Source organism: Pseudomonas sp. FG98, from assembly GCF_057808595.1.
This window is the reverse complement of the sequence record NZ_JBMDIJ010000002.1, coordinates 107887-122056: the sequence shown is the minus strand read 5'-3', so window position 1 is coordinate 122056 and position 14170 is coordinate 107887. Positions and strand designations below refer to the sequence as shown.

The window sequence follows — 14170 nt, the reverse complement described above, 5'->3', positions numbered from 1 at the left end:
AATGAGTGTCACCACCTACCAGAACTACATCGGCAATGCCTTCGTTGCCGGCGAGCAGCATATCGAGGTGCATAACCCGGCCAACGGCGAGTTGCTCGGGCGCGTACCCGAAGGCAGTAGCGACCAGGTCGAGCAGGCCATCGCCGCCGCGCGCCAGGCGCAGAAAGCCTGGGCCGCCCGGCCGGCCATCGAGCGTGCCGGCTATCTGCGCACGATTGCCGGCAAGGTGCGCGAACAGGCCGAGCGCCTGGCGCGGGTGATCACCGCCGAACAGGGCAAGGTGCTGGAGCTGGCCCGGGTCGAGGTGAATTTCACCGCCGATTACCTCGACTACATGGCCGAGTGGGCGCGGCGCCTGGAAGGCGAAGTGCTGAGCAGCGATCGCCCTGGCGAAAGCATCTTCCTGCTGCGCAAACCCCTTGGCGTGGTGGCCGGGATCCTGCCGTGGAACTTCCCGTTCTTCCTCATCGCGCGGAAGATGGCGCCGGCCTTGCTGACCGGCAACACCATCGTGATCAAGCCCAGTGAAGAAACCCCGATCAACTGCTTCGAATTCGCTCGCCTGGTGGCCGAGACCGACCTGCCTGCCGGGGTGTTCAACGTGGTCTGCGGCACCGGGGCCACGGTCGGCAGCGCGCTGACCAGCCACCCGGGCATCGACCTGATCAGCTTCACCGGCAGCGTCGACACCGGTTCGCGGATCATGGCCGCGGCGGCGCCTAACATCACCAAGCTCAACCTGGAACTGGGCGGCAAGGCGCCGGCCATCGTCCTCGCCGATGCCGACCTCGACCTGGCGGTGAAGGCGATTACCGCCTCGCGGGTGATCAACACCGGGCAGGTGTGCAACTGCGCCGAGCGGGTGTATGTCGAGCGCAAGGTGGCCGATGCCTTTATCGAGCGCATCGCCGCGTCCATGGCCGCCACCCGTTATGGTGATCCCCTGGCCGAGACCGGGCTGGACATGGGGCCGCTGATCAACCGCGCAGCATTGGACAAGGTGGCGCGGATGGTGCGTACCGCCAGCGGGGAGGGCGCGCAGGTGATAACCGGCGGCGCGGTGGCCGACCTTGGCCAGGGCTTCCACTACCAGCCGACGGTGCTGGCGGGGTGCAGGGCGGATATGGAAATCATGCGCAAGGAGATCTTCGGCCCGGTGCTGCCGATCCAGATCGTCGATGACCTGGACGAGGCGATTGCCCTGGCCAACGACAGCGAATACGGCCTGACCTCATCGATCTACACCCGCGACCTGAACGCCGCGCTACATGCCACCCGGGCGCTGGACTTCGGCGAGACCTACATCAACCGCGAGAACTTCGAAGCCATGCAGGGCTTTCATGCCGGGACGCGCAAGTCGGGGATCGGCGGGGCCGATGGCAAGCATGGGTTGTACGAGTACACCCATAGTCATGTGGTGTACATCCAGGGCTGACGACACGGACCCTGTGGGAGCTGGCTTGCCAGCGATGAGCATGGGTATCTACACAATTTCAGATCAACCACAAAACGACAGGTCGCCGCATACCTGTGGGAGCGGCTGTTAGCCGCGATTGGCCGCAAAGCGGCCATAAAACCTGTGTTCTCGGTGTGTCAGACAGATCTGGGACTTAGGTTTTACGACGGCTTCGCCGCCGATCGCGCGGTCCGGCGTCCCGGCTAACAGCCGCTCCCACAGGGTCCGTGTTGCACCAGATTGAGGTGTGTAGATACCTATGCAGCGATGAGGCCAGCAGGTTCGTGCCAGGCTCAAAGCCGGTCATTCGGCTGCACCAACCCCTGCTTTTTCATCTGCCGATACAGCGTCGAGCGGGCCACACCCAGCTCGGCTGCTGCCGCACTGATATTCCACCGATGCCGGCGCAGTACTGACTGCAGGTCCGAGCCTTGCGAATCGCTGCCTGAAGGCGCGGGAGCAAGCATGCCGTGGCGCAGTTCCTCCGGCAGGCAATCCATATCGATACAGCCATCTTCGGCCAGGGCCACCGCATAGCGCAGGGCATTGAGCAACTGGCGGATATTGCCCGGCCAGGGCGCATCGAGCAGGCATTGGCGGGCCTCGGCGCTGAGGTGCAGGCCCTGGGCCTGGGCATCGAGCAGTTGCTGGATCAGTTGCTCGCGGTCGCTGCGCTCGCGCAGCGGCGGCAGGCGCAGGTTCATGCCGTTGAGGCGATAGAACAGGTCTTCACGAAAGCCCTTGTCGCGCAGCATGCCCGGCAGGTCCTGGTGGGTGGCGCAGATCACCTGGATATCCAGGGCTACCGGCGCCTGGGCCCCCAGCGGGGAAATCTCCCGTTCGGCCAGCACCCGCAGCAGCCGGGTTTGCAGATGGGCCGGCATATCACCGATCTCGTCGAGGAACAGCGTGCCGCCATTGGCCAGTTCCAGCTTGCCCTTCAGGCCTTTTTTCTCGGCGCCGGTAAAGCTGCCGCCGCGATAGCCGAACAGTTCGCTCTCGATCAGGCTCTCCGGAATCGCCGCGCAATTGAGCGCGACGAAGGGGCCGGTGCGCCGCGCGCTGGCCTGGTGGATGGCCCGGGCGAACGCCTCCTTGCCGGTGCCGGTTTCGCCGGTGATAAGAATGGCGATGTCCTTGTCGATCACCTTGCGCAAGCGCCGCACGGCCTGTTGCAGCGCCGGGTCGGCCCCGGCCAGGCGCTCCAGGTCGGGGTGACGGGGTGGCTGTGCCTTGGCTGGCGCAGGTGCCACGCGATGCCGGTCCGAGGGAATGCGCAGGCTCAGGTCGAGCAGGCTTTCATCCTGCCGCGCGCGCAGGCGCAGGCCACGGGCACCGCCATTGGTCAGGCGCAGCAATTCATCGACACCCATCGGCAGCCACTGATCGATCAGGCTGCCCAGCAGGCGCTGCCCATGGGCGACGAAGGCCGCGCGGTTGGCACCGATCACCCGGCCACTGTCATCCAGGGCCAGCAGTTGTTCATTGGCCAGGTCGGCGATTTCGTCGATGGGCTTGAGCGACAGGGTCAGGCGGTCGCGGTAGCTCTGGCGGAAATGCGCGTTCTCGATCAGGCGGGCATAGAGGATCACCAGTTGCAGGGTCAGGTACTGGCTTTGCTTGGGGCCGTCGCTGTTCAGGCAGGTGGCGTTCAGGCAGCCCTGCAATAGGCCTTGGGCGTCGAAGATCGGCGCCACGGAACAGCTCAGGCGGGCATTGGCGTCGAGGAAGTGTTCTTCGCGGTGGATGATCAGCGGCTCGGCGGCGGCGAGGGTGGTGCCGATGCCGTTGGTGCCGGCGATGGACTCGTCCCAGCGCGAGCCGACCACCAGTCCCGAACGGATGTACGGCGTGTGGGTGGGGGGCAGGCGGGCGTCGAGGGTGATGCCCTGGGCATCGCTGAGCAGCACCGCGAAGCCGGCCGGCACCACGCGTCGGGCCAGGCCGCTGACGCCCTGGCTGGCGATATCGAGGTACTCCTGATGGCGCTGCTGGTGCTGGCGGATATCGTCGGCGCAGAGGATATCCAGGCGGGCGGTGGTCGCAGGGTCGAGACGATGCTGCATGACGCTGCGGTACCAGGACTGGGCGATCACCCCGTCCGGACGGATCCGTCGCTCGGGAAAATGCTCGTTGACGAAGGCTGCCAGTTCGCTGGCTTGGGGCTGCGCGCTATGCCGGGTCATGAACGGCTCCGTGTGGCGTGCGACTGCGCAACGGCAGGCACGGCGGTCTTGTTATGGGGTCACGGTACGCGACCTAAGATAGTCGCTGGGGAGGGCTGGCGCCAAGGCCGGGGTGTCGCGAGGAGGGAGGAATGCGCGTCCCTGCGCAGTTGCAGCGTCAGAAGCTGTACTTGGCCGTGACCATCATGTTGCGTGGCGAGCCGTAGGTGTCGCCACCGTAGAGCACCGAGTTGGAGATGGACGAGTAGTACTTGCGATCGAAGATATTGTTGGCGTTGAGCTGCAGGTCAAGATTGCGGGTCAGTTGGTAGCCAGCCATCAGATCGGTGACCGCATAGGCGCCTTGTTCAAGACGGTAGCCGCCGCTGGCGGTGGAAATGTCGTTGTACATGCGGCTCTGCCAGTAGACGTTGCCACCCACCCGCAGTTTTTCCAGCGGACCTTCGAAGCGGTACACCGTGGACAGCTTGAACAGGTGCTCGGGGTTGTCGGTGGTGAAGCGCTGGCTCTCGTTCTGCGGGTTGGCGTCATCCTTGACGTAGTGGGTGCGGGCATAGGTGTAGCCGGCACCGACCTGCCAGTTGCGGGTCAGGGCGCCTTGCAGCTCCATGTCGATACCCTGGCTGCGCACTTCGCCGGAGGCGGCGTAGCAGTTGGTCGGGTCGACGCAGCCGGACACATCGGTCAGCGAAACCGCACGGTTTTCCTGGTCGACGCGGAACAGCGCGACGCTGGCGTTGAGCGCGCCGTCGAAGTACTCGCCCTTGATCCCGACCTCGTAGTTCTTGCCTTCCACCGGCTTGAGCGGGCTGCCGGAGGCGTTCTTGTAGGCCTGTGGATTGAAGATGTCGCTGAAGCTGACATAGACCGAGTGGTGGTCGTCCAGGTCGTAGATCAGGCCGGTATAGCGGGTGACGTTGCGGGTCACCTTGTAGTCCGCCTCGCTGCTGTCCTTGTCGTCGTAGTCGTACCAGTCCAGGCGGCTGCCGAGGATCAGCTTGAGCGGGTCGGCCAGGCTCAGGCGGGTGGTCATGTACACGCCTTCCTGGTTGGTCACCGTGCGGCTGTTGCCGGTGTGCACGAAGTCCGGCTTGCCGGCATCGAGCGGCCAGTTGGTGTCGTACGGGCTGTAGTTGTGGGTGGTCATGTCGTAGATGCGCTTGCTGGCGCCGACCACCAGTTCATGGGTGCGGCCGAAGGCGTCGAAGGGACCGCTGACGAACCCGTCGATGCCCGCCTGGTCTTCGTCATGGGCGGACTGGTAGACGGTGCGGGCCAGGCTCTGGTCGGAGGCCCAGCGCGATTGGTAGGAGCCGGAGAACAGGGCGTTCTGTTCGGTGTAGGTGGCGTTGACCTGGAGTTTCCAGTCGTTGGCCAGGCGCTGGCGGACCTCGGCGAATACCGTGTTGATCTCCTGGTCCTTGTCTTCCCAGTCGGTGCCCGGGTTGTACGAGCGCGGCAGGTCCAGGTGATGGCCGTCGAGGCCGACCATCGAGGCGCCCCAGAAATAGTTGTTCTTGTCCTTCTGGTGCGAGAAGCCCAGGGACAGGGTGGTGTCGTCGCTCAGGTCGGCCTCGGTGATGGCGTAGAACAGGCCGTGGGTCTCCTCGCCACCATCGACGAAGCTGTTGCTATCGCGGTAGGACGTCACCACCCGGCCGCGCAGGGTGCCACTGGCGTTGAGCGGGCTGGAGGCATCGACCTCGCCGCGGTAGTCGTCCCAGCTGCCGGCAGCACCGGTCAGGGTGACCTTCTGTTCCGCCAGCGGGCGCTTGCGCACCAGGTTGATCGCCGCCGACGGATTGCCGGCACCAGTGACCAGGCCAGTGGCGCCACGGACGATCTCGACCCGGTCGAACATCGCCAGGTTCGGTTGTGCGCCGACGGTCCAGCCCTGGTAGGTGCTGGGGATGCCGTCGTACATCAGGTTGTCGATATCGAAGCCGCGGGAGGTGTAGGTCTGCCGGCCGGGTCCGCTGGACTGGCTGAGGAACAGGCCGGGGGTGTACTTGACCACGTCGTTGATGCTGGTCATCGCCTGGTCGTCCATGCGCTGACGGGTCATCACGGTGACCGCCTGGGGCGTCTCGCGCATGGTCATCGGCAGCTTGGTGGCGGTGGACATGGCGCCGGTGGTGTAGGACGCGCTGCCCTCGGTGGTGCTGCCCAGCTGCGAGTTGGTGATCTCCGTGGCGCCCAGTTCAAGCGGGGCAGGGGAGCTCTTCTGCTGGGCCTGCTCGCCATCATCGGCAAGGGCGGAGCTCATGCTGGCCATGCACACGGCGGCGGCCAGCAGGCTGAGTGACGGGCGGAGGTACCGAGGTAGAGCGGGGGACGACATGCCTGACTCCTGATTGCTAAACAAAGTGCTTATGAGAATTATTAGCAAATAGTGTGTCAGGGTTTTTCTATCCAGAAAAGCGCTCATGCATCCGAAAGAATGATTGGGTGTCCGGTGATTACCTGCAGATAGTGTGTTTTGATACTTTAATTTATGTTGTAGTCTGGAATTGGTATCGCAACTGAGCTTGATCTCCTCGAAACTAGATAATATGTTAATAAAATAATAAAACCGGAGGACGCCATGTTCCTGTCATCGAGCGAGCAGGTCGGATTCGAGCGCTGGTGTCAGTCGCTGCGCAGCATCTGCGGCAACTTCAGTACCTTGCCGTCCAGCCTCACCCGTCATTTCATCGGCGAGATCCACAGCCAGACCATCGGCGCCCTGGACACCGCCCATATCCGCACCAATGCCCGCCTGATCAGTCGCGAACTGATCGGTGTCGACAGCGACGACAGTCATTGCTTCCTCATCTATCAGCGCAGCGGCCGCCAGCGCATTCGCCAGGCGGGCATGGAAGTCGAGCTGGGCCCGGAGGACATCGCCCTGGTGGACTCGGCGCGGCTGTTCGAGATCGAGCCGCTGGGCTTGGTCGAGAACATCTCCGTGCACCTCTCCCGCGACATCGTCACCCGCCAGTTCAAGGGCGATAACCTGTTCGGCAAGCTGCCGCGCAACAACGTGTCGAGCTGCATGGTGCGTTCGCTGGTGCAGTCGATCGGCATGCTCGGCGATGGCGCGGCCAATGGCGATGACGGCCAGGCGATCCAGAATGCGCTGGTGTCCCTGGTGCTGCCGGCGATGTCCGGGCAGGTGCAGGGCGAGGGGCATCTGCTGGAAAGCAACAGCCTGTTCGCCACCGCGCTGCGCCTGGTGGATGAGTCGCTGCAGGATGTCGATCTCGGTCCTGCCTACCTGGCGGATCAGTTGCACACCTCGGTGCGCAGCCTCTACCGCTTGTTCGAAGAACATGGCGAGAGCGTCTCGCGCTACATCCTGCGCACCCGCCTGAGCAAGGTGGCTCATGACCTGTGCTGCCATACCCTGCGCAGCCAGTCGATCACCCAGATCGCCTTCAAGTGGGGCTTTGTCGACGTCGCCCATTTCAGCCGGGCATTCAAGCGCCAGTTCGAGGTTTCCCCGCGCGACTACCGGGCCCACGCCTTCCAGCCCTGAGTACTGGCAAAAAATGCCAACTGCATTGGCGGTGACAGTCAAGCGCCGCCCTCCGGCAAAACTTCTAATACCCCTACGTAGCGCCAATCCTGCTATTGCGTGACCCGCGGGGGAGCCTGTCCCGCGGGCGCATAACAACAATAAATGTGTCGCTGGAGTCCGAAACACATGAAAAGCCTCTTTCTGCTGGCAGGGTTGCCCTTGCTGCTGTCGACCCTGCCTGCCACCGCCGCCGACAATCCGCCTGCCGCACCTGCCCAGGTCGACGCCAAACGCCTGACCAACGCCAACCTCGATCCCGGCAACTGGATGAGCCACGGGCGTACCTACGACGAGCAGCGCTACAGCCCGCTGGACGCGGTGAACGACAAGAACGTCAGCCAGCTCGGCATGGCCTGGACCACCCGCCTGGACATCGACAGCGGCACCGAAGCCACGCCCATCGTGGTCGACGGGGTGATGTACACCACCGGCGCCTTCAGCATCGTCTACGCGATGAATGCCGCCACCGGCGAACTGCTGTGGAAATACGACCCCGACGTGCCACCGGAGAACCTCAGCCAGGGCTGCTGCGGCCCGGTCAACCGCGGCGTGGCGGTGTGGAACGGCAAGGTCTACGTCGGCAGTTTCGACGGCCGGCTGATCGCCCTCGATGCGGCTACCGGCAAGCCGGTGTGGTCGGTGGATACGGTGATCGACCGCAGCAAGAGCTACTCGATCACCGGCGCCCCGCGCATCGTCAAGGGCAAGGTGCTGATCGGCAACGGCGGCGCCGAGTTCGGCGTGCGTGGCTATGTCACCGCCTACGACGCCGAGACCGGCAAGGAAGCCTGGCGCTTCTACACCGTGCCGGGCGATCCGAAACTGCCGCCGGAAAACCCGGCCATGGCCATGGCCCTGAAGACCTGGACCGGCGACGGCTGGGTCAAGTGGGGCGGCGGCGGCACCGCCTGGGACTCCATGGCCTACGACCCGGAGCTGGACCTGCTGTACATCGGCACCGGCAACGGTTCGCCGTGGAACTACCAGTTCCGCAGCCAGGGCAAGGGCGACAACCTGTTCGTCTCGTCGATCCTGGCCCTGCGCCCGGACACCGGCGAGTACGTCTGGCACTACCAGGTCACCCCGCAGGACCGCTGGGACTACACCGCGACCCAGCACATGATCCTCGCCGACATCAAGGTCGACGGCCAGGTGCGCAAGGTGTTGATGCAGGCACCGAAGAACGGCTTCTTCTACGTGCTCGACCGCACCAACGGCAAGCTGCTGTCGGCGAAGAATTACGTGCCGGTGAACTGGGCCAGCGAGATCGACCTGAAAACCGGGCGTCCGGTGCTGACCGGCGCCGCGGACTACTCGAAGGAACCCAAGGTCGTACAGCCAAGCTTCCTCGGTGGTCACAACTGGCACCCGATGTCCTACAGCCCGAAGACCGGCTACGTCTACATCCCGGCCCAGCACACCCTGGCCGAGCTGAAGGCGGCGAAGGAGCCGATGTTCTTCCCGAACAAATCGGTGCTCAACTTCGGCCTGGACGTACCGGACCTGCCGGAAGATCCGAAGACCTTCAAGCAGATCCGCGATGCCTGGACCGGCGAGCTGATCGCCTGGGACCCGGTCAAGCAGGCCCCGGCCTGGAAACAGGAATACGCCAGTGCCGGCAACGGCGGCACCTTGAGCACCGCCGGCAACCTGGTGTTCCAGGGCACCGCAGACGGCCGGGTGGTGGCCTACAGCGCCGACAAGGGCGAGAAGCTCTGGGAGCACCGGGCCAACTCAGGGGTAATGGCCGGGCCGATCACCTACACCGTGGGCAAGGACCAGTACGTGGCCTTTTCCGTAGGCTGGGGCGGGATTCTGCCGCTGCTGACCGGCTCGCTGACCAACAAGGCCAAGGTGCAATCCGAGTCGCGGATCATCGCCTTCAAGCTGGGCGCCAAGGGTGAACTGCCGCCACCGAAGCAGGCGCCGGTGTTCCCCAATGTCGAGCTGAAGCTGAGCGCCAGCCCCGAGCAACTGGTCCAGGCGCGCAACATGTTCAACGGCCTGTGCGCCGGTTGCCATGGTCTGAACGCCGTCGCAGGCGGTGTAGTCCCCGACTTGCGCTACCTGACCAAGGCGAAGCACGAAGCCTTCCCGGCCTTTGTCAGCGGCGCGCTGATCTACCGCGGTATGCCCAACTTCTCCGACATCCTCAAGCCGGAGGACATGGAGCTGATCCGTCAGTACCTGGTCAAGCGTACCCATGACCTTCAGGCCGATCTGAAGGCCCACGCCGCCAACTGAGTCCGACTTTTCCATATCACCCAGGCGACCCCGGAAACGGGGCCGTCCGGGGCTCTGCACGCCAATAAAAACAACAACGAGAGTTCACCATGAAGACCATCAATGCTGCGGCCCTGGCGGCCGGCCTCGCTCTGTCAGGTGTTTCCGTCTTGGCCCAGGCCGACGTCAAGCCCGACCCCGGTGACTACACCGCTCTGCCCAAGGGCACCGACGTGGTGGTGCTGTACCAGCAGAATCCGCGGGGCGACAAGGTCTACTCCGGCGGCAAGAAAGTCGCCGACGACCTCGACTTGGACATGACCGTGGGCGTCCTGCGTCTGATCCACTTCACCGACTTCTTCGGCACCGGCTACACCTGGGACCCGCAGATCGTCATCCCCTTCGGCCAGCAGGACATCGGCGCCAGCCATACCAAGAACTCCGGCCTTGGCGACATCACCTTCGGCGGCACCCTGTGGACCATCGGCGACCTCGAACGCAACGAGCACCTGGGCTGGTCGGTGTTCTTCACCGCGCCCACCGGCAGCGACAAGAACGAGGGCTTTGCCCTCAGCAACAACCGCTGGGCGGTGGACTTCCAGGTTGGCTACATCAAGGGCCTGACCGACCGCATCACCTGGGATGTCATCGCCGAGGCCGAGTTCTACCAGGACCAGCGCTCGACCGACGCCAAGAAGGACACGTTGCTGCAACTGCACAACCACCTGCGCTACAACTTCACCCAGGACACCTACGCGGCCATCAGCTACCGGCACAACTGGGGCGGGCGTGAAACCCTCGACGGGGTGACCCTGGCGACCAGCCGTGACAACGGCACCGTCGGTTTCACCGTGGCGACCATGGTCAACAAGCAACTGCAGGTGATGGGGCAGGTGATGCACGACACTTCGGTGCGCGAGGGGGTGAAGATCGACAACTCGCTGCAGTTCAGGCTGGCGTATTTCTATTGAGTGCCTATCGCGGGCAAGCCACGCTCCTACAGAAACAACGTAATCACATGTAGGAGCGTGGCTTGCCCGCGAAAGGACCGCAAAGCGGTCCCCTAATCCCCTGCCACTCCTACTTTCGACCCCCGCCCCAAGTACCGCAAACCCCGGCCCCAAGCCTGATAGTCCTATGCCCACCCGCTTGTTTATGGTCCACTCAGCCAGCCTCTCCCCTGGCACCACTTGACGGAACGACTCATGCCAAACAGCCAGCGGCAACGCGCCGCCCACCGCCGCGCAGCCCTTGGCGCCCTGTTGCTGACCTCCACTGCCGCCCTCGCCGACAGCCCTGCGGAAATCGACCCCGTGATCGTCAGCGCCACCCGCAGCGGTGATGAGTGGGCCCAGGCCGCACTCTCCGCCAGCGTGGTCGATGCCAACGACAGCCGCGGCGAACAGGCGCTGACCCTCGGCAACCTGCTGTCCACGGTCCCGGGGGTGGTGGTGCAGAGCCGCTACAACGCTGCCCAGGGACTGCGTCCGGCGATCCGTGGTTTCGGTTCACGTTCCAGCTTCGGGGTGCGTGGCATTCGTGTGCTGGTGGATGGCGTGCCGCTGACCATGCCCGATGGCCAGACCGAACTGGACGGCTTCGACCTGGGCCTGGTCGAGCGCATGGAAGTCCTGCGCGGCCCGGCGGCAGTTCTCTACGGCAACGGCGCCGGCGGGGTACTGGCGATCGAAACCCGCGAGCCGGGCGACCATCCCGGCGTCTCCGCCGATATCAGTGCCGGCAGCTACGGCTTCCGTCGGCAGAGCGTCGAGGCCAGCGGCACCGAGGGCAATTTCGGCGCGCTGATGGCCGTCAGCTCGACCCAGTCCGAGGGCTATCGCCAGCACGCCACCAGCGAGGCCAACAACCTCACCGGCAAGCTGCGCTGGTGGGGCGACACCGGTCGCCTGGCGCTGACCCTGCACGCGCTCGACAACCGTTCGGAGGACCCGGGTGGACTGACCCTTGGCCAAGTGCGTGCGGATCGCAATCAGGCGCGTCCGCAAAGCCTGAGCTTCGATTCCGACGAGCGCATCAGGCAACAGCGCCTGTCGCTGGTCTGGGATGGCCAGCCAGTGGGGGAGGACTCCTACCAGATCCGCAGCTACATCGGTCAACGCGACTTCGAGAATCGCCTGCCGCTCGCAGCCAACGGCCAGACCAGTTACGAACGCCTGTTCGCCGGTGTTGGCGCCAACTACACCCATGTCGCCGACTGGTTCGGCCTCAAGCACAAGCTCACCTTCGGCGGTGATCTCGAATCCCTGCGCGACGACCGCGATCGCAACAACAACATCGTCGGTGGCGAGAAGGGCGCGCTGACCTCGCGCCAGCGCGAAGAGGCCCGCAGCCTTGGCCTGTTCGTGGAAAACCAGACCGAGCTCGGCGAGAACTGGCTGCTCAGCCTCGGCCTGCGCCACGACACCGTGCGCCTGAGTGTCGATGACCGCTACCTGCGTGACGGCGATGACTCCGGCAAGCGCAACCTGCGCGATCTCAACTACAGCGCCGGCCTCAGCTATCGCCTGGATCCTTCCCACACGATCTATGCGCGTGTCGCTACGTCCTTCGAGACACCGACCGTCAGTGAACTGGCTAATCCCAACGGCGGCGGCTTCAACAGCAGCCTGGAGCCGGCAGAGGCGCTCAACCAGGAAATCGGCTTCAAGGGCGAAACCGCCCAGTGGCGCTACGAAGCCGTGCTCTACCGCATCGACACCCGCGACGAACTGGTGCCTTACGTCGATGGCCGTACCTTCTACCGTAATGCCGGCTCCACCCGCCGCGACGGCCTGGAGCTCAGCGCCCGCTGGCAGCCCGACGAACACTGGCAGGTCAGCAGCGCCTACAGCCTCAACGACTACAGCTACCGCAGTTTCGAAAATGCCGACGGCAAGCGCCTGCCCGGTATCCCGGTGCAAAGCCTGTTTGGCGAAGTCTCCTACAGCCGCGACAACTGGTACGCACGCATCAACACCTCGGTGTACGACCGCCAGTACGCCGACAGCGGCAACACCGCGCGGGTCGCCGGTTACGCCGTGCTCAACCTGCGCGCCGGTATCCAGCTCAAGGGCTGGGCGGAAAACATCGAACCCTATGCCGGGCTGGATAACCTCACCGACCGCCGTTACTACGACAACCTGCGGATCAATGACAGTGGCGGGCGCTATTACGAGCCGGCACCGGGGCGGACCGGTTATGTCGGGGTGAAGGTGCGTTTCTGAAGCACCCTCAAGTGCGGCGTTAAGTAGCGGCTTAGTGCTATCACGCCGGGTGGCGACTGAAGTAGTCTTGGGCAAGTTTGTCTCTCACTTTTCTGCAAGGAGCTGGCATATGCGACTGTCCCCGACAGGCCTGGACCTGATGAAACGCCGTAACGGACTGACCCTCAAGGCCCGCCAGGATCCCGCTGGCCTCTGGTTTATCGGCTTTGCCCACTATGGCGATGTGCAGGAGGGCATGGAGATCACCCAGGCCGAGGCCGAGGCGAAACTCGAATACGAGATCGCTCGCTACGAAACCCATCTGGCCAGCATGCTGGAGCGCCCCGTGAGCCAAGGGCAATGGGACGCGCTGTTGCTGCTGATCTTCGACTACGGGCTGGCGCGCATTCGCAGTTCGATCCTGATCCGCCACGTCAACGCGGGTGAGTTCGAGCGGGCGGCGGCGGAGTTTTCCAAATGGATACAGGTGCGTGGGCGCCCGGATATCCAGATGGTCAAGCGGCGGGAAATGGAGCGCCATCTGTTCCTGCAGGGCACGGCGGTCGTCTGAGGCACGAGATTGGCACGTTGTTCCCCGCTTGACGGCGTGCTAAAACCCCAGGGTCATTCAATCCTTGAATACCCCCATGTCTCTCATTCCAAAATCCACTAGAACCCTCTTCGACCTCGACCTGCTGCGGGCCATCGTCGTGGTCGCCGACTGCGGCAGTTTCACCACTGCCGCCTCGCGCTTGCACTCCACGCAATCCACCATCAGCCAGAAGGTTCGTCGCCTGGAAGACATGGTCGGCCACCGCCTGCTCGAACGCGGCAACCGCGAGGTGCTGCCCACCGATGCCGGCCAGACCCTGCTCGGCTACGCCCGCCATATGCTGGCGCTGAACGACCAGATGCTGGAGGCCCTTGCTGGCGCTACCGTAGGCGTCACCGTGCGTCTTGGCGTGCCGGAAGACTTCGTCGGTGGCCGCACCACCAACGCCTTGTCCGCCTTCAACCGCAAGCACCCCGAGGTCAAGCTGGAGGTCACCAGCGGCCTGTGCCGGGATATCGCGCAGAGCTACGACAACGGCGAACTGGACCTGGTCCTGCTGAAACAGCGACGCAATGGCCGCGAAGGAGTGGCGAGCTGGGCGGAGGAACTGGCCTGGATCGACAGCACCAACAATCCGGCCCTGGCCCTGGACCCGATCCCGCTGGTGACCTTCCCCCCGCGTGGCCTGTACCGCGACGAGATCATCAGCGCCGTGGAAGGGCTGGGCCGACGTTGGCGGATAGCCTTTACCAGTTCCAGCCTCAGCGGGATCCAGGCAGCGGTGGCGGACGGCATGGGCATCAGCCTGCTGCCGCCGCGGGCGGTGACTGCTGATCATCGGGTATTGGGTGAGCAGGACGGGCTGCCGACGGTGGACAGCTACGAGATCGTGGTACTGCACCGGCCGACGGCGCAGCCGATGGTGAAGGCATTGGGCGGGGTGTTGGCGGGGTTGTTGGATCAGGAGTGAAGAATGCGCATTGCTCCCGA

The 14170-nt window shown here is 64.4% G+C and carries 9 protein-coding genes; 7 read left to right on the top strand and 2 right to left on the bottom strand.

Annotated elements, in window-relative coordinates; translation table 11 throughout:
- Position 1 precedes the first annotated feature (1 nt).
- The gene (gene aldA, locus ACODSK_RS02135) at positions 2-1435 is read left to right on the top strand and encodes an aldehyde dehydrogenase (protein ID WP_489013530.1); all 1434 of its coding nucleotides are present in this window, start codon (positions 2-4) and stop codon (positions 1433-1435) included.
- A gap of 314 nt (positions 1436-1749) precedes the next feature.
- Here the strand turns inward: aldA and ACODSK_RS02130 are convergent, their stop codons facing one another.
- Positions 1750-3642: a sigma-54-dependent Fis family transcriptional regulator gene (locus ACODSK_RS02130; protein ID WP_489013529.1), complete on the bottom strand. Its 1893-nt coding sequence runs from the start codon at positions 3640-3642 to the stop codon at positions 1750-1752.
- A 157-nt stretch (positions 3643-3799) separates the two neighbouring features.
- Positions 3800-5983 (bottom strand): TonB-dependent siderophore receptor, encoded by a 2184-nt coding sequence (locus ACODSK_RS02125; RefSeq protein ID WP_489013527.1) that lies wholly within the window; start codon positions 5981-5983, stop codon positions 3800-3802.
- 243 nt (positions 5984-6226) lie between these two features.
- Here ACODSK_RS02125 and feaR point away from each other — a divergent pair, with 243 nt between their 5' ends.
- The 6 genes from feaR (at position 6227) to ACODSK_RS02095 (ending at position 14150) form a co-directional block, all read left to right on the top strand.
- Entirely contained in the window at positions 6227-7159 is a 933-nt protein-coding gene (feaR, locus tag ACODSK_RS02120) for a transcriptional regulator FeaR (protein WP_489013525.1), read from the top strand.
- Between the two features lie 168 nt (positions 7160-7327).
- A complete protein-coding gene (locus tag ACODSK_RS02115) occupies positions 7328-9445 on the top strand; it encodes a PQQ-dependent dehydrogenase, methanol/ethanol family (protein WP_489013523.1) in 2118 nt (705 codons plus the stop codon).
- Positions 9446-9534: 89 nt separating this feature from the next.
- Positions 9535-10395 carry a transporter gene (locus ACODSK_RS02110; protein WP_489013521.1) on the top strand — a complete coding sequence of 287 codons (861 nt, stop codon included), beginning with the start codon at positions 9535-9537 and terminating at the stop codon, positions 10393-10395.
- Positions 10396-10629: 234 nt separating this feature from the next.
- Positions 10630-12648, top strand: a complete 2019-nt coding sequence (locus tag ACODSK_RS02105; protein WP_489013519.1) for a TonB-dependent receptor family protein — start codon at positions 10630-10632, stop codon at positions 12646-12648.
- Positions 12649-12757: 109 nt separating this feature from the next.
- A complete protein-coding gene (locus ACODSK_RS02100; protein ID WP_489013517.1) occupies positions 12758-13198 on the top strand; it encodes a lysozyme in 441 nt (146 codons plus the stop codon).
- Positions 13199-13274: 76 nt separating this feature from the next.
- Positions 13275-14150, top strand: coding sequence for a LysR substrate-binding domain-containing protein (locus ACODSK_RS02095; protein ID WP_489013515.1), 876 nt, complete (start codon positions 13275-13277; stop codon positions 14148-14150).
- Positions 14151-14170: the final 20 nt, after the last annotated feature.